Here is a 22,271-nt window from a genome sequence, read left to right on the forward strand (position 1 = left end):
ATCAAGGTGCCTCCTATGAGAACTACTCCCAGCCGCTCACCCAATGTTCCGCATCGAAAGGAGCTGACCCCCAGCAACCTCGCATTCCCGGTGGTCGGGATTGGCGCCTCCGCTGGCGGCCTCAACGCGGTGAAATCGTTCTTCGAACACATGCCCAATGACAATGGCATGGCCTTCGTGGTCATTCTTCATTTGGCGCCAGACCATGAAAGCATCGCCGACCGGATCATCCAGGACGTCACGCAAATGCCGGTGCGCCAGGTGACCGAGACGATCCCGATCGAGAAAAACTGCGTCTACGTCATTTCGCCGGCCCATGACCTGATCATGAATGACGGCTATCTGTCGGTCGCTCCTGCACAGCGCTCGGCGGGAAGCCACATTGCTATCGATCTGTTCTTCAGGGACCTGGCGGATGTGCACAAGGAGCGCGCTTTTTGCGTGGTGCTTTCTGGCGCCGGCTCCGATGGCGCGGTCGGCCTGTCGCGAATCAAGGAGCAAGGGGGCGTCACCCTGGTCCAGACGCCCGAAGAGGCTGAGTTCGACAGCATGCCGCGCGCGGCCATTGACACCCGGATGGTTGACCTGGTGATGCCCGTGGCGCAAATGCCACAAAAGCTCCTGGAGCTTTGGCACAACGCACAAACCATCACCCTGCCCGGCGCCAATGATCCAGGCCTCAAGACGCCCCTTCCCGAGGAGCAAGATGCAGCGAAGACCGAGCGTATTTTGCAGGACATCCTGCTGCACTTGCGCACCAATACCGGCCACGATTTCAAGCACTACAAGCGCGCCACGGTCCTGCGCCGGATAGAGCGACGCTTGCAAGTGACCGCCCAGCCAAACCTGGTCGCCTACTACGACTACCTGCAAACGCACCCGGAAGAAAACAACGCCCTGCTGGGCGATATGCTGATCGGCGTGACCAACTTTTTCCGCGACCGCGAAGCCTTCGAAGCGCTGGAACGCGAAGTGGTGCCCAGCCTGGTGAAATCGCTACGCGACTCCCAGCCGCACCGTGAGGAAATTCGCATCTGGTCTGCCGGTTGTTCGACCGGCGAGGAAGCCTATAGCGTGGCCATTCTGGTCAGTGACCAATTGGCGCTAGAGGCTACAGCGGCCAAAGTGCAAGTGTTTGCCACTGACATCGATGAGCGCGCCATCGCCGTTGGACGCAGGGGCCTTTATCCCGGGGCGATCATCACCGATGTCCCTCCCCAGCGCCTGCGTCAGCATTTCATCAAGGAGGGCCAGAACTTCAGGGTGCACAAGGAGATCCGTGACAAGGTGCTGTTCGCCAAGCACAGCCTGTTACAGGACCCACCGTTCTCGCAGATGGACCTGATTGTCTGCAGGAACCTGTTGATTTACCTGGACCGCGACGTACAACGCACCCTCTACGAGATGTTTCATTTTGCCTTGCGGCCGGGCGGTTTCCTGTTTTTGGGGGCATCCGAATTCGCCGATGGCTGCCCGGACCTGTTTACCCCGGTGGACAAACGCAATCGCATCTTCCGCGCCAAGAGCCCTGCGACCACGCCTCGGCGCGCCCCGGCCCTGCCTCACGACGGCTATGCGCGAACCGCCATCAGCGCCCGCCCCCTTGAAACCCCAACGACTCGCAAGATTTCCTTCGCCGATATCCATCTGCGCGCGCTGGAAAAGACCGCACCACCGAGCATTATTGTCGACGTCAACGGCAACATCCTGCACCTGAGTGAAGGTGCCGGGCGCTTTCTGCGGTATGTGGCGGGAGAGCTGACCCGCAGCCTGCTGGCACTCGCGCTTCCAGAATTGCGACTGGAGCTGCGCACGATGCTCTACCAGGTCCATCAAACAGGCGCTGCCGTCACCTCGAACAAGGTCCGTATCCAGCGCGAACAGCGGCATTACCAGGTGGATCTGAGCGCGCACCCGTACAAGGATGAAGAGACCGACAGCGAGTACGTGCTGGTGATCCTCGAGGAGCAGGAAATCGTTGCGAATGTACAGTTGGATGTTGCCTCGAACGAGAGCGACAACCAACTGCTGGCCAGCCTCGAGCATGAACTGCAGCGCACCAAGATGCACCTGCAGGAGACGATCGAACAGTCGGAAGTCTCCAGTGAAGAACTCAAGGCTTCCAACGAAGAAATGCAGGCCATCAACGAAGAGCTGCGTTCGGCCACCGAGGAGCTGGAAACCAGCAAGGAAGAGCTGCAGTCGATCAACGAGGAACTGCTGACGGTCAACTACGAGCTCAAGACCAAGGTTGAAGAAACCGACAAGATCAACGACTACCTTTCCAACCTGATTACCTCCACCGACATTGCCACGGTGTTCGTCGATCGCAACATGCGCATCCGTTGGTTCACCCCCCGGGCCACGGACATCTTCAGCATGCTGCCGGTCGATACCGGGCGCTCGTTGCTGGACATCACCCACCGCCTCGATTACCCGGAGATGGTCGAGGATGCGGAGACGGTTTTTGGCTCGCTGAACATGATCGAGCGCGAGGTCAGCAGCAACGACCAACGCTGGTACATCGCCCGATTGCTGCCCTATCGTTCCAGCGAGGATCATATCGACGGCACGGTGCTGACCTTTATCGACATCAGCAAGCGTCGCGCGGCGGAGGATGAGTTGCGCTTGAATAACGAGCGCATGCGCCTGGTTGCCGAAAGCACCCACGATTTTGCGATCATCATTCTCGATGAGCATGGCGTGATTACCGACTGGAACACCGGCGCGCAGCTGATTTTCGGTTACGCCAAGGACGAAGTGCTCGGCGCCTATTACGACCTGATCTTTACCCCCGAGGACCGCGCCGAGGGCGTGCCGGAAACCGAACTACGCCTGACCCGTGAGCAAGGCCGCGGCGAAGACGAACGCTGGCACCTGCGCAAGGACGGCAGCCGCTTCTATTGCAGCGGCGAAGTCACGCTGCTCAAGGGCGAGAACCTGCAGGGCTACGTGAAGATTGCCCGCGACCTCACCGGTCACAAGCGCATGCATGACCAACAAAGCCAGCAACTGGCCGAGACCCAGACCAGCAGTCACCTCAAGGACGAGTTCTTTGCGGTGATGTCCCACGAACTCAAGCACCCGCTCAATCTCATCCAGCTCAATGCCGAACTGCTGCGGCGCCTGCCGATGACCAAATCCGCCGGGCCGGCCATGAAAGCCGTGAACACCATCTGCGATGCGGTCGCCAGCCAGGCGCGGATCATCGACGACCTGCTGGACGTCGCCCGGGTACGCACCGGCAAGCTCAAGCTGAAAAAACAGGCAGTGGACCTGGGACGAATTCTCCAGGATATCTACACCGTGGTGATCAATGACCAGCATCCGTGCGAGGTCACGCTGCAGCTGCCCCAGCCTCCCGAGCCGCCCCTGGTGGTCGATGCCGACAGCACACGCCTGGAGCAGATCATCTGGAACCTGCTCAACAATGCACTGAAGTTCACGCCCAGGGATGGCCGCATCGAGCTGATCGCCCATCGTGTCGAGAACATGGCGCAACTGGACGTCATCGACAGCGGCGTGGGGCTCGAGCAGGACAATCTGCACAAAGTGTTCGATCTCTTCAGCCAGGCGGACAACCAGCATGCCAGCCATCAGCGCGAAGGCCTGGGCATTGGCCTGTCGTTGGTGCGGCAACTGGTGGAAGCCCACGGCGGTTCGGTAGATGTACAGTCCGAAGGCATTGGTCGTGGCTGTACCTTCACCCTCCGGTTGCCGCTCTCTCGGCCCTCACAACAGCCGGGCAAACAGCCGACAGTCGCCGAACAGGGGCGTCTGGTTGGCCAGAAAGTGCTGCTGGTGGAAGACTCCAAGGACGTCATGGAAGTCCTGCAAATGTTGCTGGAAATGGAAGACGCGCATGTCGAAGCCTTCAGCGATCCCCTGCAAGCCCTGAAAGCGGCGAAGGACAGCAACTACGACGTGATCATCTCGGACATCGGCATGCCGGTCATGGATGGCCATCAGTTCATCCGGGCCATCCGTCAGATTTCCCACCTGAAACACACGCCTGCCATTGCCCTCTCGGGCTACGCCACCAGCGAGGAGCAGAAAAAAACCAGGCAATCAGGGTTTAATTATCATGTAGGTAAACCGGTATCCCATGACGACTTCATCGACCTCATTGACGAGGCTTGCAATACGCGGCCTTATTGAGTGAAGCATTCATTCACGAGACTCGATCCAGCCCGGCCAAAGCCACTAGTCGGCCAATAGGTATTGCTCGTCCAGAGCGTGTTGACGCACCACCCTGCCAAGCGTTGAATTTTCTTGTAGCTCATACAGGGAGGACACCACATGGCAAAAATAAAAATCCTGGCGGGGGATTTCCTTGAAGGTTCTGCAGAACTTGAACCTGGGTTCATAACCATTCAAACGGCCGTCTATCCATGGCCAGGCCTGAAGATCACCACGTGCGAAATACTCGACGTCACGGTTGTCAATGAATCTTCTTATCGGGACGTATCGAGCGCTCTCGGCTTGGGGCTGGCCGGCGCATTGGCTCTCGGACCGATCGGAGCTGTCGCTGGCGTGATACTGGCAGACGATGAAATCGAGCTGACCTTTTCGATGCAACTGAGGGATGGACGGTCGCTGCTTTGCGCGACCGATAAGCGCACCTACCGAGACATTGAAGCCGCAATCGGTAAGCAGGCGATGACGAAGCACTTCAAATAACCTTGCGTGTGCAGACGCCGTATTCTTGAGCCCGGCCAGCAAATGTCCAGGCGAACAAGAAACCTGTGGTGAGGGGATAAAACCCTCACCACACAAGTCCTCTCACCACATGAATTCCTAGCGAATGCCCGCCCCTGCCAGGGACTCAGGCGACCACTGTGCCTTGGACAGCGCATTGATGTAGTGGATGCCGCCGTACGGGCCAACCACGCCGTTGATGTTGTAGGAACCGCCGACCAGGTCGTAGATCATGTACGGCGTGGCGTCCGGAACCTGCTTGTCATAACTCTGGCTCAGGAAGGCGAAGGAACCACGGTAGAGCTGCCCACGGGAATCGTACTGGTCAGAGGCCAGAGCGACCCAGCTGTCTTCATCCAGATAGAAGCGGCGTTTCTGGTACACGTGACGTGCGCCGGACTTCAGGTTGCCCTCCACCACCCAGACGCGGTGTTTCTCCCAGCGCACCATATCCGGTGCCAGGTGGTTGGAGGTCGTCAGCGACTTCGGATCCTGGGCGTAGGTCAGTTTGTAGGTGTTATAGGGCACGATCATTTCCTGCTTGCCCACCAACTTCCAGTCATAGCGATCCAGCGCGCCGTTGAACACGAACACGTCGTCGTAGGTGCCGGTGCCAGCCGTACCTGGGTTAGGCGTGTCGTAGGCCAGGCTCGGGGCCAGCTTCACCCGGCGCTGGCCAGGCAGGTACTGCCAGGCGCGGCGCGGCATTTCGATGGCGTTGGTCGCGTCCTTGAGCATGATGGCTTCACCGGCGCGCCGCGCCGGGCCGGTGTAATACAGTTTCATCTGGTAGTACACGTCGGAGCTGGTGATCGGCTGCGACATGTTCTCGTAGATCGGGTAGTTGATGAACGCTTGAGCGGTGGTCGCCAGGCTGGCCACACCGGCCGAATCGACGTTCCAGGAGTCGTACTTGGCATTGATATTGACGCCCTGGTAGCGCAGCAGGAAGTTCCACATGGCCTCGGCGCCCGATTGCGGAATCGGGAACGGCACGCCCGGCAAGACGTTGTCGATGGCCAACCCGCCTTCGAGAGACTTGGCCCCGGACGCGTTCTTCACGCTGTTGTCCAGGACTGCCTGCGGCAGTACTACAGTGCGGTGGGTCGGATAAACATCGACGCGGTAGCTGGGAAATCGCTCGATCAACTTCGCCGTGGTGGCCGTGAGCATGCCCTGGTACTGGGCGAGGTTCTTGCCGTCGATCACCAGCACCGGCTTTTCACTGGCAAAGGGGTCCGGACGAAACGTGTCGCCCGCCTTGAAGCTGGCCGGTGCGGTGGTCAGGCCGCCGCTGTAGGCCGGAATGGAGCCATCGGCACTACCGGCCTTTTCGGCCCCCACCAGCGTCAGACTGGTGCCCAGCCTGGCCGCCTGTTCAGGGGACACTGCGGCGTGTACCGCTGTTGTGAAAACCATTGCCAGGGAAGTCGCCATCAACCTTTTCACGAACATCATTGCTTAGATCTCCTGCCCGGCACCCGGGCAATGCGAATGTTTAGAAAGTTTTGTTCAAGGTCAGGCCACAGCCAACTGACTTCGCCGCAGGCACGCACTACAAACGCTATGTTCATGCATTGACTTGTCTCCGTTTATTTTTGTTTTTATCCAAACAACATCAAATACTTCGATGACGCATTTTCCCGCCGGAACTATTGTTAATAGCCTTTATTGAACTCAACCTTTGTAGCGAACACACGCCTGGCGTTGCTGGCCAAGTTTTTCAATACCCAGCGTAACAATGTCGTTTTCTTCAAGAAAAACCGGTGTGGGCTTGATACCCATCCCAACGCCTGGCGGCGTACCCGTGGTGATAATGTCGCCAGGGTAAAGTCGCATGAACTGGCTGATATACGCGACGATAGTGGGCACATCAAAAATCATCGTCGCCGTGTTGCCTGTTTGCCGGCGAACGCCGTTCACCTCCAGCCACATGGATAAGTTCTGTACGTCGCCTATTTCATCTTTGGTGATGAACCATGGGCCAATCGGGCCAATCGGGCCAAAGCTATCGCAACTCTTTCCTTTATCCCAAGTGCCTCCACGCTCCAATTGATAGGCTCTTTCCGAAACATCATTAACCAGGACGTAGCCCGCTACATACGCCAATGCATCCTTTTTTTCGAGATAGGCGCCTTCGCTGCCAATAACAATGCCGAGTTCGACTTCCCAATCGGTTTTTTTACTATCGGGTGGAAGGATGATTTCATCATGGGGGCCCGTGACACAGGAGTTGGCTTTCATGAACACTATCGGTTCCGAAGGAATCGGCAGATTGGCCTCCTGTGCATGATCCCGGTAATTCAACCCGATCGCGAGGAACTTGCCGGTTACCCGCAGTGGCGTCCCCAACCTTGGATTCCCCTCCACGGCCGGGAGAGTCGATGGATCGATATCCTGTAGATGCGCCAGGGATGATGGCGTGAATGTACTTGCGTCGATGTCGCTGAGAATACCGCTCAGGTCCCTGATGATGTCCTGGCTATCGAGCAGGCCAGGCTTCTCCTTGCCCTTTTCTCCGAATCTTACCAGTCGCATAGTGTTGTCCAGATGTTGAAGTGGGGGTGTCGTACTCAACAGCAAGTTCGCACTGTTTAAAGGACTGCTCCCCCATTGGGACTGATGACCTGCCCCACGAAATAGTGATCGCCTGCAAGGAACGTCGCCACGGACGCATATTCATCGGTTGTCCCGAACCTGCCCGCCGGTATGACTTGCCAGAACCTGCGCCGGCCTTCCTCGCCGATGGAGTCGAGATACTCTTCAAAGAAGGGAGTCGACACCCCGCCCGGTGCCAAGGCATTGACCAGGATGTTGCCGCCGGCAACTTCCGCCGCGACCGATTTGGTGAAGGCAATGACGGCGCCCTTTGACGCGCTGTAGTGCGGACTGTGCGCGCTGATTGCCGACATCCCGGCGATCGAGGCAAGGTTCACGATGCGACCATAGCGTTGCTCCTGCATCAGCTTGAGCGCTTCGCGCGTGCAATAGAACATGCCGTGCACATTGACATCCCAGTACCGATGCCACTCCTCGTCGGTTATTTCACTGGTGAAACCCAGTGATTGCCTCGGTTGCGCAGTGGTGATGTAGGCGTAATGCTTGTTACGTCGTACCGCATCAGCGGCCCCGGTGGGCGCCAGCGCCGCGTTATTCACCAGAATGTGCAACGTGCCAAAACGCTGGACAATGTCGGCGAACATGGCGACCACCTGGCTGCTCGAGGAGATGTCGCAGTGCAGGGCCAAACAGTTGGCACCCGCCGCTTCAACGGCCTTGCGGGTTTCCTCCAGGGCGGGGATATCGATATCGCAGATGACAACATCCGCACCGGCCCGCGCGAAATGCCGGGCAATGGTTCCCCCCAGGCCTCGGCCCGCGCCGGTAATCAATACGACACGGCCTGCAAAGTTGCGCGTGCTAGCCTGCGCCATTTCAAATGGCGCGTGTTCAAGTTGCTCGTCCAATTGCATAAATGACTCCGGTATCTGGATGACGTGAGACAAGTATCTGCAGAAAACCAAATTCGCTTTTGACGATTTGGGGTAATAATTTTACATTTTGGGGTTGGCGGGTGTTTCAGCGCTCAAACATGGGCCCATAGAGGGACAACTTTGGCTTGGCCAATACACGGCGCAACATCGGCTCAAAGAAGCTCAAGGGTAAAGTTTCACCTTCGGGATCGAAGGCGGGACTGTCGTACAATTCGATAAATTCTGCCGTGCGCGCATAGTTCGACTGTTCCTTGAACATGTCGCGCATGTTGCGATCCATTCCAATGCGGTGAAAGAAATTATAACCCTGGAAAATTCCATGGTTCTGGATCATCCAGTGATTTTCTTCGCTGACAAAGGGTTTGAGGATGGCCGCCGCCACTTCGGAATGATTGTAGGCGCCCAGCGTATCACCGATGTCATGCAGTAACGCGCACACCACATACTCTTCATCGCGACCATCACGATAGGCGCGCGTAGCCGTTTGCAGGCAGTGATCCAGACGATCAATCGGAAAGCCGGAAAAATCACCCGAGAGCAAATTCATGTGCGCGATGATTCGATCAGGCAAAGCGCTGGCAAAGTTTTTAAATTCTGCAGATATGATATCCCAGTCTTCCTGGGTGCTTTGATCCATCCGGGTAAACAATGCAGTTGCACTCATTTAACGCTTCTCACAGGATGAGTTTCAGTTAAAGCGACATTCATTGGTCAAGTTAGAGTCGTCACTGGGTCCAAGACGACGTCTTACCCATCAGATCGCCCGGCGCATAAGGCTATAACTCTGAGCGGTAGGTCCTGCATCAGGCATATTTGCCAGGAACAAGGCCAGCGACACCACGTCTTCCGGGGTCTTGAACCACTCCCCCGGGGGAATCGCCGCATCACGGGTCATCTCGGTCTGTACAGGCCCTGGAATCAGTTCGTTGACGCTAATGTTGTATTCCAGCAACTCCACCGCGAGCGACTGGGTGAGCATCCACATGCCGCTCTTGGAGCAGGAGTAAGCCGAAAAACCGGGGGTGGCACGGTGGCGCTGGCCAGAACCGATCATGATGATTTTCCCGGCACCGCGCCGGCGCAGGTAAGGGATGGCGGCATGAGCGGTGTGGTAGGCACCGGTCAGGTTGATGTCGATGGTCTTGCGCCACTGCGCCGGGTCACTGTCCTCGATCCGTCGTTGCTCGATGGCGATGCCGGCGTTGGCGACCACGATATCGACGCCGCCGAATTCATCGCTGGCGCGCTGGTACAGGGCGGCGACTGCGGCGTAGTCACCCACGTCGACTGTCTGGGCGACAGCCTGGCCGTCTGCTTCGATGATCATGCGCACAGTCTCGGCTATTTCCGCCGTGCTGCGGGCACTGCAAACCACCGCGGCGCCGGCCTGCGCATAAGCCAGGGCAATGGCGCGGCCAATGCCACGGCCAGCGCCGGTGATGACGGCGACTTTACCCTTGAGCGGTTTTGAATGGATGTGATTCATCGTCTGCATTTCCTTACGGGATGTGAGAAGTGTTTTTTCAACGCGATTGATGGCAACTTGAGGATTCATGGCGGCGCAGGTCGTGGAGGTAATGGGACCTTGCGAAAGCAAACGCCAGTGCTGAGCCAATCGAGACTAACGGGACCCACTGCAACGCGCCGAGCAGGCCGATCCTGTCGGCGAGCAGGCCGGTCAGGTAGGGCCCTGGCGCGGCACCCAACAGGTTGCCGGCCAGCGCCAGGGTAGCGATCGCGGTTCCGTGAAGAGAGACGTGCACCAGATCGGTGACGATGGCGCCCGCTGAGCCATAAGTGCCAGCCGCAAAGAAAACGCCCGCGATGATCACCGCGAACTGTCCGGTGCCGGGTGGCAAGCGCATGCTGATCATCAGCAGCAGGCAGGAGCCCAGGCAGTAGAGAATGGCGGGCAACGTTTTGTTTTTGTCCGACTTGCGCCCCACCCAGTCAGTGAACACGCCGCACAGCCCCATGCCGAGCCCGCTGGCGATCAGTAACACTGCCGCCGCCAGTGCCGACTTGTCAGCGGGTAAATCGTAGTAGCGGTTCAGGTAACTGGGCATCCAGGCAATGATGGTGTAGGCGGTGAAGAGCTGAAGGCCACTGCCAACATAGGTGAACACCAGCGTCGGCGCGCCAAACAACGTCTTGAGAAGTGAGCGCAATCGAATTTTTTCAACACGTTTGCCTTCGACCGGCGACTCGACTAACTGAAGGGGCCTGTGCTGCGCCAGGCGTGTTTCAGTAATGGTGAATGCAAAGAACAGGATCAATAGAAACCCGAGCGCCGCCATGGCAATCAACGCGGCGCGCCAGCCAAAGTGATTCGCTATCACGCCGCTTGAGGCCAGGCCCAGTACCGAGCCAAACATGCCGGCAGAGGTAAAGGCCCCGGTCAGCGTGGCACGCATGGAAGACGGGAATACACTCAAGATAATTGCGAGCCCCACGCTGCCGTAGCCGGCCTCGCCAATACCGACAAACAGTCGGGCCAGCAGCAGCTGGTTATAGTGCTCTGCCAGTCCACAGGCCAAGGTGCTCAGGCTCCAGAACAGCGCCATGATCACCACACTTTTAACCCGCCCCCAGCGGTCCGCCATCAACGCGGCCGGAACAGCCAGCAAGCCAACCGCAAGCCCCACGATGCCACTGAGCAGGCCGAGTTGCGCATCGCTCAAGGCCCACTCGGCCTTCAGTTGTGGAAAGACTGCATTGAGTGCCTGTCGCGACATGTAATCGGACAGCATCAATGCGTAGATAACGATAAATACCAGCCAGCAATAGGCTCGCGGGCGTGAAATCCCACGCGCAGGATTCGCCGCAACCGATATGGAAAACTTCTCTGCCTGCATATCGCCCCCATTATTTTTATCCACGCAACTCAAGGGAATTGCGCACGGCTGCATCGGTACAACCGGGCAGGAAGGCGCTGGCGCCTTACTGCCCGTGCTCACGCTGAGGCGAACTATCGACCGTGGGCCGAGGGGACGATCGGGCCCGCAGTGCGGTTGGGCAGCATGCCGTTTGCAGCGAGCGTTTCGTCTGCATCCTTGTACCAGGTGCCGATGCGGTAGATTTGGCGCGCCTCTTTGCCGGTCGCAATTTCGCGGCCCAACTCTTTAGCCACACGCACGGTTTGCTTGACCTGATCCACTGAGCCGAAGCGCTGGCCATGTTGACCAATGATGGTGTCTTCGTTGCCGCAGCGCGGGTGCAAACCCATGGCCAATGCCATCATGTTGAACGGCAGCACATTCTTGAGCAGAGACTCGGCAGTCAATGTGCAAGCTTGCGGGACACGCTGTACGAAGTTCATGAAGTTGAACGGATTGGGCCCCTCAAATCCTCCACCTACCCCGATCCAGGTCAAATTCAAAGGACCGGTGTAGAGGCCTTTGCGCACCAGGCGCTGCAGGGTTTCCAGCGCGTGGATACCCGTTAACTGGAAGTGCGGCTGAATCCCGGAGGCCTGCAGGCGGCGCAGGTGCTCTGCCACCCAGGCAGGCCCTGCGGGCACTGTCATTTCGCTATAGGCTGCGCCGAGTAGCGGATTGCCCAGCGAAGTGCCCTCGATGTATTCGGGATAGAGCAACTCCATGATGTTCATCTGCGTGGTGTTGATCGCTACCGTTACCTGGTCGGGTTTCGGATCAAGGTCTGCCAGCATGTGGCGCGTGTCATCGGACAGCCACTTGGCAGCCTGGCCATCGTTTTCCGGGGCGAATGAAATCGAACCGCCGACCTGGATGATCATGTCCGGCACAGCCTCGCGCACACCGGCGATCAGCTCGTTGAATTTGGACAGGCGTTTCGATCCCTTGCCATCAAGTTCCCGCACATGCAGGTGCAGCACAGTGGCGCCAGCGTCGTAACACTCGACTGCCTTTTCGATGTGTTCTGCCATGGTGACAGGGATATCTTCCGGGAAGTCCTCAGGCATCCACTCGGGACCGTACGGGGCGACGGTAATAACTACTTTTTCCTGGTTTTCCGGGTGCAGCGAATCGTCTAGAAATTGCATTTTCTATCTCACTGTCAGCTAGTTGGATCGGATTGGAAAAAAGCTGTGTCTGCCCGTTCAGTAAGGCCGGTCACCGATGATCGTGGCGCGGTCCATCTGGCGATGGCACGGCGGGTAATCCATCACGGCGTAATGCTGGGTGCAGCGGTTGTCCCAGATGGCCATGCTGTTTTTCTTCCAGCGCCAGCGCACTTGATATTCAGGGATGTACGCCTGGCTGATCAGGTATTGCAGCAGGTCACCACCCGCCTGGTTGCAGTCCTGTCCGTAACGCACACGTTCCTTGGTGTGGTAATTCACGAAGTGCGTCGCAAAGGCATTGACGAACAGCACCTTTTCGCCGGTTTCAGGGTGAATGCGCACGACTGGATGCTCTGCATCCGGAAACTGGGCCTTCAGCGCATGGCGTTTTTCACGCGGCATCGCCGCGCCGAAACTCGACTGGATGCTATGACTGGCAATCAGGTCGCCGATCTGCGCCTTGACCTGATCCGGCAAGTTGTCATAGGCCAACACCATATTCGCCCACATCGTGTCACCGCCGACTGGCGGGCACTCCACGCAACGCAGTACGGCCCCCATGGGCGGTGCCTGGCGCCAGGTCGCATCGGTATGCCAAGTGTTCTCGTAGCGATCGAGCGGGACGTCCGGGCGCTTGTAGATTTGCACCAGGCCGGGCGCCTCGGGGTCGGTCGGCGCTACCGGGTGGTCCTCCAGATCGCCAAAGCGGCGTGCAAAGCTCGCATGCTCAGCCCGGGTAATGTCCTGATCACGCAAAAACAGCACCCGATGCTTGATCAACGCTTCGCGGATAAGCCCGAACACTTCATCGTCGTGGATGGCGTCGGCGACATTGACATCGATCAGCTCGGCACCGATGGAACAGGTCAGTTGTTCAACTCGCATGGCGACCTCCTCAGATCACAAAAATCGAGGAGCCTGTGGTTTTGCGCGCTTCCAGATCGCGATGGGCCTGCACCGCGTCCTGTAGCGCGTAACGCTGGTTGATCGGGATGTTGATGCGACCGGCTGCAACATGACCGAAGATTTCCGCAGCGAGTGCGGCCTTTTCCACCGGGTCGACGATGTAATCAGCCAGCGCCGGGCGGGTCAGGAAAGGTGAACCCTTGGTGGCAAGGATTTGCGGATCAAAGCCTGAGACCGGGCCGGAGGCGAAGCCCAGGCAAACGACCAGACCGCGCCGCTTGACCGAATTCAAAGAGGCGTCGAAGGTGTCTTTCCCCACGCTGTCGATCACCACGTTGACGCCAACGCCATCGGTCAATTCACGGACCCGCGCGGCCACGTCTTCGTGGCTGTAGTTGATCGTATGGTCACAACCATGGGCCCGCGCAATCTCGGCCTTGGCTTCGCTCGATACGGTGCCGATAACCGTCACACCGAGTAGCTTGGCCCACTGCGACACAATCAGTCCAACACCGCCAGCCGCCGCATGCATGAGGATGGTGTCGCCCGCTTTGAAGTCATGGATGCGACGCATCAGATAGGACGACGTCAGCCCGCGCATGGTCATCCCCGCCGCTGTTTCGCACGAAATGGAGTCGGGCAGCTTGATCAAGGGCGCCGCGGGTATCAGGCGCTCGGTGCTATAGGCGCCCAATGTGTTAAGGAAGCCGGTGTAGGTGACACGATCGCCGACCGCAACATTACTCACCCCTTCGCCAACGGCCTGGACTACGCCTGCGCCTTCCACGCCCATGCCGGCGGGAAGCGGCATCGGGTACAACCCGGAACGGAAATAGGTGTCGGCAAAATTCAGGCCCACCGCTTCATGACGCAATCGAACTTGCCCTGGACCCGGATCGCCAACCTCCATTTCTTCCCAGCGCAAAACATCCGGACCACCTGTTTCATTCATACGAATAACGTGTGCCAAATTGATTCTCCTCGAATACGAAATGCCGAATGTTTGCGCTCAATATCAGTGTGCTTAGCGCCACTCGTAGAAAAAGTATCCGCGAATGGCCTTTGTTGGACTTGACATTTCGGGGTATTTTTTTTACATCTCGAGGCAAAAATGGAGTTCCAATGCCGAGTTTGCTTAGAAGTTCAAGCCTGACGAATTTTATCGACGTTGCGATCTCCGTCGGACTCGACCCCTATCGACAGTTGCGCAAGGCAGGCATCACCGATGCCGCGTTGATGGACCCAAGCATCATGATCCCGGCGAAATCGGTCATGCACTTGCTGGAAGACTCAGCGTATGCGGCGAAGGTCGAAGACTTTGGCCTGCGCATGGGCCAAACCCGCCAGCTGGAAAACCTCGGTCCCCTGGCCATTGCCCTGCGCGAGGAGCAGACGCTGCGCAAAGCCTGGCAATCGTTGACACGTCGTCTCGGGCTCACCAACGAATCAATGGACTTGAGCATTGAAGAAGCCAACGGCGTGGCGATTTTCAGGCAGGAACTCACGGACAATATGGGGGGATCGGTAAGACAAGCCACCGAACTCGTCACGTGCGTGATTTTCCGAACGTTGAAACAACTGCTTGGCCCCACCTGGAAGCCTCGCAGTGTCTGTTTCACGCACCAGGCGCCAGTCAATCTGGCGATGCACCGGCATGTGTTTGGACCATCGGTTCGGTTCAATCATGAATTCGACGGCATCGTATTGGCCACCACCGATTTGGATGCAGCGATCCAGTCGTATGACCCATTGATTGCGCGCCATGCCCGGGAATTCCTCGACGCCAAACTGGCCCAGTCCGACGTGACGATGCCTGACAAGGTGCGCAAACTGGTCTTCGCGCTATTGCCAACGGGCGAGTGCGTAGCCGAAAAACTGGCCCAGCAGCTTGGCGTGGACCGCAAGACCCTGTATCGCCACCTCGCCCATCACAATCAAACCTACTCATCCATTGTCGATGACGTTCGGGTCGATCTGGTAAACCGCTATGTCGTGAACCGCGAGCGCCCGCTTTCAGAAGTCGCCATTCTTCTGGGCTTTTCTTCCCTGAGTGCCTTTTCCAGATGGTTCTCGGGTCGCTTTGGTTGCAGTGTGTCCGCATGGCGGCGGGAGAAGCAAAAAGCGTAGCCAACAAAAAAGGGCCTACCGCGAAAACGGTAGGCCCTTGATATTCATGGTGCCCGAAGCCGGAATCGAATAACACCTATTTTGACCCATTTTTTGGCCTCGAAATCACTCTAATCAATGTGGAGAAAAGGCTCAGTGGCCGCTGGACACCTTATCGGCTTTTCCAAAGCAAGCCCCCCCCTCCCTGATCTACATCCCTCCATCAGCCGGGTAAAAATCAGTTTAGACCTAAGGTAAGAAGCCTTTGAATGTTCGACGCCCCGAAGTAGGTACGTCGATGAACCGTACTGCCACTTCGTTGCCTCTGGCAGGTCTATGGCTCGATGCTGAAAACTTTGCGTTAAACCAAACCGACTCAACTCCTCAGTGAGGGGCAGAAATCGGCCAAAAACAGTCCTCCTCTTTTCTCGCCAGACAAAGGTTGAGACTGCAGATCCGATTGTTTCCCACCATTACCGTACAACCTGCATGCGGCCTTATGCGCTCATTTCGGAGCGCTCTCCAAGAGGTAACCTTCGACACTTTCCATGGAAAGGGCTTCAAGCAGCACCTGCTCCAGGATGACAAAAAAACATTTGATGTGAGCCTGTTTCAATGCCTGCGGCCGGGTCACCAGATAGACCTCCATATCTGGAAGTTGGAGATCCGGGAACAACCCGATCAGATCCTTCGCCAGAATACGGGGCAGCACCGCCACGCCCATACCTCGCCTCACCGATTCGAGCTGAACCGCGAACGAGCTCACGGTGATCTGCGTGCGGTCCAACCCCGCGGCCTTTGCCACCCGCATTTGCGGCAACATGTCCAGCGGAGGAAGCAAGCCAATATTGACCGCAGTGGCCGGAGTCAGCCCTGGAAACCGCTTCAGATAACCTGCATCGGCGAAGACACCGTAAGCGAGCCTGCCTATGGAGCGATAAATCAGCGACGGTTCGCCCAGATGAGTCGTGCGTACAGCAATGTCTGCGACGCCGCGGACGATCTTGTGAAAGTCGGCTGTTACCAGCAACTCCACCGAGCATCGCGGATGCAGAGTGGTGAAGCGACTCGCGGCCTCCAGCACGCAAGACGAGAACCCCTCTCCTGCACTGACCACGACACTGCCAGACAGCTCTGTGTGTAACTCGGACATGCCCGTAACGGTTTGACGCCTCAAGCCCGCTTCTGCAGCCAGGGCAACGTCCACGAGGGATTGGCCTCGCGGGGTCAACCTGCATCCTTCAACTCCCCGCTCGACGAGTGGCTCGCCAAGTGCGCCTTCAAGTTGGGTCAGCCGTCGCGCCACAGTAGACGCAGCGACCCCCAGCAATTGGCCGGCCTGAAGAAAGCTGCCACGTCGCGAGACTGCCAACAGCAGGCGAAGATCGTCCCAATTTGCTTGCAAAGCCATGCTTCATATCTTCCCTGATCCGCAAATTTGCAAATCCATTATGCAGCAGTCGCTGTTTTTCGGCAGAGGCGTCAACGGTATATCTACACCCCCTCGAAAAGAATGGAATGGACTGTATGACTACTGGCCCCAACGACTATGCGGAACGCGCCGCCAGCGCCTTTAATCGCCGAGATCTGGAGTCGATGCTTGCGCTGGTTTCCGAAGACTTCGTCTACTTCGATGGTATGGGGATACAAACCGGTCGCGAAACCATGCACAAGCGAGAGCGCGCATTAATCGAAGCGTTCCCCGATGCCAAGGTGACCTTGAGCCCTTTTATCGTCACTGACGATCGTTTGGCACTGACCGCCCTCCTGACCGGCACCTTCACTGCACCATTAGTGCTGTCGGACCGGGTGATTCCACCCCATGGACGCCACATTGCCGCGTACTACGCCGCACACTTCACCTTCAGAGACGGGTTGGCCATACGTGAAGAGGCCTTCTTCGACAGTGCGGTGTTGATGCCGTTAGCCGATCAGAGTGAGGGTTGACACATGCATAACACATTCGTCACTGGCGCGACCGGCTTGTTGGGCAACAACCTGGTGCGCGAATTGGTCGCTCGTGGCTGCGTGGTCAAAGCCCTGGTCCGTTCAAGAGCCAAAGGTGAACAACAGTTCAAGCATTTGCCGGGTGTGGAACTGGTGGTGGGTGACATGGCCGATGTCGACGCGTTCGCAGTGTCGCTGCAAGGCTGCGATACGGTGTTCCACACCGCAGCGTTCTTTCGCGACAACTACAAGGGCGGCAGCCACTGGGAAGAACTCGAAAAGATTAATGTGTCCGGTACACGGAACCTGCTTGGTCAGGCCTACCGCGCTGGTATACGACGGTTCATCCATACGTCTTCCATTGCCGTGCTCGACGGCGCTCCCGGCACGTCAATTGATGAAACCTGTCTGCGGGCCGACGCCGATGCGGATGACTATTACCGCAGCAAGATCCTCGCCGACCGTATCGTCCTGTCGTTCCTGGAAGTCCATCCCGAGATGCATGCCTGCATGGTCCTGCCTGGCTGGATGTGGGGTCCTGCCGACATTGGCCCGACCTCCTCGGGACAGTTGGTCAACGATGTCGTACGCGGTAAATTGCCCGGACTGATCCCTGGTAGTTTCTCCGTTGTCGATGCCCGCGATGTGGCATTGGCGCAGATTGCCGCCGCCAGACATGGACGGCGAGGCGAGTGCTATCTCGCGGCGGGTCGGCATATGACCATGCGAGAGCTGGTGCCCGTTCTTGGGCGTATCGCAGGCGTCAAGACACCCGTTCGACAACTGCCGCTGCCCTTTCTGTACACCTTGGCAGTTGTGCAAGAGATCTACGCGCGTATTACCGGCAAGCCCATTCTGCTGAGCATGGCCACGTTGCGCCTGTTGGTACGAGAAAAGGACCGCACCTGTTTCAACCACGGCAAGAGTGAACGAGAGCTTGACCTAAGTTTCCGGGCGCTGGAGCAAACAATCACCGACACCGTGGCGTGGTACCGTGATCACGGTTGGTTTGATAAACACCAGGACAAGGACGTAAACAGACAGTGAGCAGAAAAATAATCCTGATGCGTCACGGCCAGCCAAAGCTGGACGCAACCGACAAAATGTCAGCGCTCGATATGAAAGACTGGATCGAACAATACGACCGATCCGAAATTACCGACCAACCCGTCCCGGATGCCAGCAAGCAACTCGCCGCAATCGCCACGGTGATTGTCTCGAGCAACGCGCCTCGTGCGCTGACTTCCGTCCAGGCTCTCGGCCTGAAGCCCGCCTTCGTCGACGCGCTATTCCGTGAAGCGCCACTGCCTTATGGTCACTGGAAACTGCCACGGCTATCGCCGTTTACCTGGGCATTTATCCTTCGAGTCTTATGGTTGTGTGGTTACTCACGCAGAGTCGAATCCGTCGGCATTGCGAGGATGCGTGCCCGCACGGCAGCTCAACGACTTCAGTCCCTTGCCAGCGAAGGACCGGTTCTGCTGCTCGGTCATGGCTTTATGAATCGAATGATCGCCAGACAACTGGAGGCAGATGGATGGACTCGCCAAAAACGTAACGGCAGCCAATATTGGAGTGCGACGGTGTATCAAAATGGCGGTGTTTAAGAGGTGAGAGTTTTTGCTTTATAGAGATCGGTGCCCTCCCTCCTTCAAAACTGACCAGGCTGAAATTTGTATGGTTGCAATGGCATGCGAATGTAGTGGTACTTGGCCTGCGAAAAGCTGAAACAGGAGGGGCTCTTCATTTTAAGGAAGGTGAATCTCCTCATAATCGGTTCAAATCACTCGTTCCGTTCCACTGGGACGTCCGCAAACGGCCACCCCTTACTCTGAGTCTGCTAAAGGTCGACCGCAGCGCTCCGCGTAGGTAGACGCGACATTTAATTATGACGTCTAGGCGGGTGAATTCGGGGAATCGGCCTTTGAATTCAAGGGCCAAACCACAACGGTTGCCCGCATTCCTGAGCCCTTCCCCGATAAATTGGCCCAAGAATTGGCCAGCCATCTCAGCCGCCCTGCCGGCGAAATCCCAGCACAAGATCACACCCCAATGATGCAGCAGTGCAAACGGAAACAGGCCTATTTGACTGGCCAGCGGGTTACCGACACTCGATTGTTGGATGAGCGAGACGTTCGCGAAGGTCAGATATGGGTGCTGCAGGGCAATACAAACGCAAAGCGGCGAATTGAAATCACTGGCGAGCTAAGGGTTTTGATTGATCGAATCATGTCCCGGAAGTCAGAACACAAGGTCCGCTCAACGCGGTTGATCGTTAGAGGATGGCACACCAATGTCGGTAGCGGTGCTACGGGGGAGATTTGACTTGGCCAGGGAAGCGGCCGGGGTCGAAAAGTCCGCGTTACAAATGCGCGACTTGCACGCTAAAGCCGGTACGGACAAAGCCGAATCAAGCGGCGATATTTTGTAGGCTAGGGATCAACTTGGACATACGATCGTCGTAATGACGAGTCTCGCCAACAAAGTGAATTGCGGACCAATCCAATAATTGCGGACCAGAAACGAACAAGGGCTTGCTTAGCTTCCGCTCGCAAACCCTTGAAATATATGGTGCCCGAAGCCGGAATCGAACCGGCACGCCCTTACGAGCGGGGGATTTCTAATCCCTTAGTAATAACTGCTAAGCCAGCAAAATATGCGGCTTTACGGTGAGTTGCTCGTGAAGCAGCCATTTTCCGTATCTACTCAGTGTCTGTTGACGGGCTTGATCCCTGAGAACTCCCGAAATCCGCCGCCTGATCGACCCAGATCGCCAGCACGCTTGTTCGAGACTGCCAAAGCCAACGGCTAAGAGCCCTATACGTAACTGCGCCACGCACTTGAGTTCTTGACCATTTCCACCTCCCCACAGGGCCGAGCTAGACAAAAAATCAACCACCAAACTCGACAATTAAAGGCTAGACCTATCCAGTGAACTACACACTGCGCATAGTTCTGCTTTTCTTACACGAGAGTGGTTATACCTCCGGCCCTCTATAAATACATCCACTTGTACATGTCTCGTGAATACGTATTGCGGATAGCTCTGGAAGCAATGGCTTTAGTTCCTGCCAAACCCAAACGGCTAAAACCTCGCTCGTAGGATTTTCCAGTCCGGGAATTTCATTAAGATAGTTGTGATCCAAGCGTTCATACAGAGGCGCGAATATCTCCTTTATCTCGGAAAAATCCCTGACCCAACCCGACGTTCTATCAACAGGGCCATCAATATAAATTGCAATACGAAAGGAATGGCCATGCAGACGCCCACATTTGTGTCCTTCTGGAACATTGGGCAGTCGATGAGCGGCCTCAAAAACGAACTCTTTAAAAATCTCCACTGATCCCTCCCGTATCTCAAGCGACAAAAAACAAAACAGCTAGACTAAACTTCCCAAGACTCAAGATCGGCGCATAACGTTTCAAACAAAAACTCAACAACTTTGGCTCGCCCCTGACCCAGCGCTGATGCAATGGTAATCACGGAAACCAAAATTGAGTTAACAGTGTGCAAGTCGGTTACATCACCCAGAAAATTCAATATTTCCTCGAACTTCCCCAGCAAATCGGTTTGGGAAAAATTTAATGCCTGCACCACATGGGTAGATGGCGTCAGGTAGAGAATATTCGCACGCGTCCGCAAACCGTAGGCTTCAGTCAGCATGCCATACCCTTCCGAAGGGAAAGCTTCGTCCTGCCCTGCGAGCCTCCTCAATGCCTCCTGAAAAGCCATGGAGAGATGAAGAATGACTTCAGAGAACTCTTTTACACTGGCGTCACTGGCCAGGGCTGGAGACAGATCCGAGGAAACCAAAGTAGTCATAATGCCTCCTAAATATTAGTAATCAGTACCAGTTAGCTAGGTACGAGTTCCGAACTTCGAACCACCCTGGTCAAATGATCAGTCAACAGATGAATATCACCATGTAAATTCTGAACTCCATTCCATGGCCGGTTGCCTGTTTTAAAGGACCATTCTCCCGAATCGAGCGTCCAAGCTGTATATCCTTGTAGCTTTCTAAGGCCTAACTTGAATACTGGGGCCAGTGGCGCTCCTGTAGCACACAACTGCTCCATGACGAACCCCATGGAAATAATCCCCGCGCTATGGACGAGACGAGAGCTTTTAGGGGTGTGACCATGCCAAGCATTTCCAAACACCTCTTGGACCGCCTGGAAAAACTCACTGATGGCCAAGAAACACCGATCCTCACCTCCCGACAACTCAATCACCTCCCGACAGTAACCGTCAGATAGGGAATTCATTACCAGTTTCTGGAGCGACGTATCACCGATGACCCCTGAGGGGTTGGTATGCTGCTTAATCTGTCCTTGCAAAGAAGATCGATCGTCATAATTCAGCATTTCCACGATGCGGGCTGCGCGGGCGCGGGAAGTCATTCTGAATGGAAGGCCGCTGACAGACGGGAGCAGTTCATATACCAGCGACTTCGGTAATGGACTGGTGTTGTTGACGAGAATGAATTGCCGGCGAAGCTCTTCCTGATTTTCACACACAAGAGCAGACACCAGTAGTTGGAACGAACTCCCCTCGAGCCCAGCTAACGCAGATAGGCGCTGCTGACCATCCACAACGAACCCAGGAGGGCCGGATGAAATATCCACCTCAATTTCTGCATAGGCGCCATTTCCTTCCACCACCCGGACTCCACTGGTAAACGCTAACACCACAGCATTGGGCATTACCGCATCGGGACGGGAGAGGTAGTCGCGGATCTCTCGTATGTGCTTGGACACCTGTGGCCGCTGAAAGCCATGAAGGGCGCCACGATCATCACGCTTGACTCGGTCGATGCTAGCGATCGCCAAAATCTGCTCAACGGTAGCCGCAAACGATACCACTTGGTGGGTTGGGCTCTGTAACGCCTTGATTGCGCTGAACTTAAGCAATGAGTCTCTTCCTTCATCGAACGGCCCCCAGAAAGAGGGGTAACAGCAGTATTGAGGCTCTTATACCAACCCTTCCGCATAAAAACTAGCCTAAGCGCATTGGCCCGTACAGTTATTAAATGGTAAATTGTCAGCCTCAGATAAATGCAACACCCGTCAAAACA

19 protein-coding genes and 1 pseudogene are annotated in these 22,271 nt (G+C 56.6%); 7 read left to right on the plus strand and 13 right to left on the minus strand.

Going from position 1 to position 22,271, the window contains the following annotated elements; genetic code table 11:
* Nucleotides 1-15 precede the first annotated feature (15 nt).
* A complete protein-coding gene (locus tag AC3WWR_RS07485; protein ID WP_492598589.1) occupies nucleotides 16-4,158 on the plus strand; it encodes a CheR family methyltransferase in 4,143 nt (1,380 codons plus the stop codon).
* A gap of 141 nt (nucleotides 4,159-4,299) precedes the next feature.
* Complete coding sequence (locus AC3WWR_RS07490) at nucleotides 4,300-4,680, plus strand: hypothetical protein (protein WP_033040785.1); 381 nt, start codon at nucleotides 4,300-4,302, stop codon at nucleotides 4,678-4,680.
* Nucleotides 4,681-4,797: 117 nt separating this feature from the next.
* On the opposite strand, the gene AC3WWR_RS07495 is transcribed toward AC3WWR_RS07490, so the two are convergent.
* The 9 genes from AC3WWR_RS07495 to AC3WWR_RS07535 all read right to left on the minus strand — a co-directional run bounded on the left by AC3WWR_RS07495 (nucleotide 4,798) and on the right by AC3WWR_RS07535 (nucleotide 14,113).
* A complete protein-coding gene (locus tag AC3WWR_RS07495; RefSeq protein ID WP_492598590.1) occupies nucleotides 4,798-6,156 on the minus strand; it encodes a DUF1329 domain-containing protein in 1,359 nt (452 codons plus the stop codon).
* Between the two features lie 219 nt (nucleotides 6,157-6,375).
* On the minus strand, nucleotides 6,376-7,236 hold the full coding sequence (locus tag AC3WWR_RS07500) for a fumarylacetoacetate hydrolase family protein (protein ID WP_492598591.1): 861 nt from the start codon (nucleotides 7,234-7,236) through the stop codon (nucleotides 6,376-6,378).
* 56 nt (nucleotides 7,237-7,292) lie between these two features.
* Complete coding sequence (locus AC3WWR_RS07505) at nucleotides 7,293-8,171, minus strand: SDR family NAD(P)-dependent oxidoreductase (RefSeq protein ID WP_020799095.1); 879 nt, start codon at nucleotides 8,169-8,171, stop codon at nucleotides 7,293-7,295.
* A 106-nt stretch (nucleotides 8,172-8,277) separates the two neighbouring features.
* Nucleotides 8,278-8,856: an HD domain-containing protein gene (locus tag AC3WWR_RS07510; protein WP_151141948.1), complete on the minus strand. Its 579-nt coding sequence runs from the start codon at nucleotides 8,854-8,856 to the stop codon at nucleotides 8,278-8,280.
* 90 nt (nucleotides 8,857-8,946) lie between these two features.
* The gene (locus AC3WWR_RS07515; protein WP_020799097.1) at nucleotides 8,947-9,678 is read right to left on the minus strand and encodes an SDR family NAD(P)-dependent oxidoreductase; all 732 of its coding nucleotides are present in this window, start codon (nucleotides 9,676-9,678) and stop codon (nucleotides 8,947-8,949) included.
* A gap of 37 nt (nucleotides 9,679-9,715) precedes the next feature.
* A complete protein-coding gene (locus AC3WWR_RS07520; RefSeq protein WP_020799098.1) occupies nucleotides 9,716-11,047 on the minus strand; it encodes an MFS transporter in 1,332 nt (443 codons plus the stop codon).
* 113 nt (nucleotides 11,048-11,160) lie between these two features.
* On the minus strand, nucleotides 11,161-12,216 hold the full coding sequence (locus tag AC3WWR_RS07525) for a beta-keto acid cleavage family enzyme (RefSeq protein ID WP_033040775.1): 1,056 nt from the start codon (nucleotides 12,214-12,216) through the stop codon (nucleotides 11,161-11,163).
* Nucleotides 12,217-12,273: 57 nt separating this feature from the next.
* On the minus strand, nucleotides 12,274-13,122 hold the full coding sequence (locus AC3WWR_RS07530) for a TauD/TfdA dioxygenase family protein (RefSeq protein ID WP_020799100.1): 849 nt from the start codon (nucleotides 13,120-13,122) through the stop codon (nucleotides 12,274-12,276).
* A 10-nt stretch (nucleotides 13,123-13,132) separates the two neighbouring features.
* The gene (locus AC3WWR_RS07535; protein WP_020799101.1) at nucleotides 13,133-14,113 is read right to left on the minus strand and encodes a quinone oxidoreductase family protein; all 981 of its coding nucleotides are present in this window, start codon (nucleotides 14,111-14,113) and stop codon (nucleotides 13,133-13,135) included.
* A 29-nt stretch (nucleotides 14,114-14,142) separates the two neighbouring features.
* On the opposite strand from AC3WWR_RS07535, the gene AC3WWR_RS07540 reads away from it, so the two are divergent.
* Nucleotides 14,143-15,270: an AraC family transcriptional regulator gene (locus AC3WWR_RS07540; RefSeq protein WP_492598592.1), complete on the plus strand. Its 1,128-nt coding sequence runs from the start codon at nucleotides 14,143-14,145 to the stop codon at nucleotides 15,268-15,270.
* A gap of 484 nt (nucleotides 15,271-15,754) precedes the next feature.
* Here AC3WWR_RS07540 and AC3WWR_RS07545 read toward each other — a convergent pair whose 3' ends face one another.
* Nucleotides 15,755-16,660, minus strand: a complete 906-nt coding sequence (locus AC3WWR_RS07545; protein ID WP_020799103.1) for a LysR family transcriptional regulator — start codon at nucleotides 16,658-16,660, stop codon at nucleotides 15,755-15,757.
* A gap of 116 nt (nucleotides 16,661-16,776) precedes the next feature.
* Here AC3WWR_RS07545 and AC3WWR_RS07550 point away from each other — a divergent pair, with 116 nt between their 5' ends.
* From AC3WWR_RS07550 to AC3WWR_RS07565, 4 genes and pseudogenes are all read left to right on the plus strand, one after another.
* Nucleotides 16,777-17,196: an ester cyclase gene (locus AC3WWR_RS07550; protein WP_020799104.1), complete on the plus strand. Its 420-nt coding sequence runs from the start codon at nucleotides 16,777-16,779 to the stop codon at nucleotides 17,194-17,196.
* A 3-nt stretch (nucleotides 17,197-17,199) separates the two neighbouring features.
* Entirely contained in the window at nucleotides 17,200-18,243 is a 1,044-nt protein-coding gene (locus tag AC3WWR_RS07555) for an SDR family oxidoreductase (RefSeq protein ID WP_020799105.1), read from the plus strand.
* A 17-nt stretch (nucleotides 18,244-18,260) separates the two neighbouring features.
* Nucleotides 18,261-18,803, plus strand: coding sequence for a histidine phosphatase family protein (locus AC3WWR_RS07560; RefSeq protein ID WP_080725261.1), 543 nt, complete (start codon nucleotides 18,261-18,263; stop codon nucleotides 18,801-18,803).
* A gap of 472 nt (nucleotides 18,804-19,275) precedes the next feature.
* Nucleotides 19,276-19,624: pseudogene (locus AC3WWR_RS07565) on the plus strand (tyrosine-type recombinase/integrase); the annotation flags it as partial.
* 550 nt (nucleotides 19,625-20,174) lie between these two features.
* Here AC3WWR_RS07565 and queD read toward each other — a convergent pair.
* From queD to dbpB, 3 genes are read right to left on the minus strand one after another with little or no spacing between them, the layout of a single operon-like run.
* Nucleotides 20,175-20,537, minus strand: coding sequence for a 6-carboxytetrahydropterin synthase QueD (queD, locus tag AC3WWR_RS07570; protein ID WP_169900424.1), 363 nt, complete (start codon nucleotides 20,535-20,537; stop codon nucleotides 20,175-20,177).
* 44 nt (nucleotides 20,538-20,581) lie between these two features.
* Nucleotides 20,582-21,019 (minus strand): hypothetical protein, encoded by a 438-nt coding sequence (locus tag AC3WWR_RS07575; protein ID WP_033040093.1) that lies wholly within the window; start codon nucleotides 21,017-21,019, stop codon nucleotides 20,582-20,584.
* 32 nt (nucleotides 21,020-21,051) lie between these two features.
* Nucleotides 21,052-22,107, minus strand: coding sequence for a DGQHR domain-containing protein DpdB (dbpB, locus tag AC3WWR_RS07580; protein WP_095974524.1), 1,056 nt, complete (start codon nucleotides 22,105-22,107; stop codon nucleotides 21,052-21,054).
* Between the last annotated feature and the right edge of the window lie 164 nt (nucleotides 22,108-22,271).

Source organism: Pseudomonas sp. EB271-G4-1 (assembly GCF_058791355.1).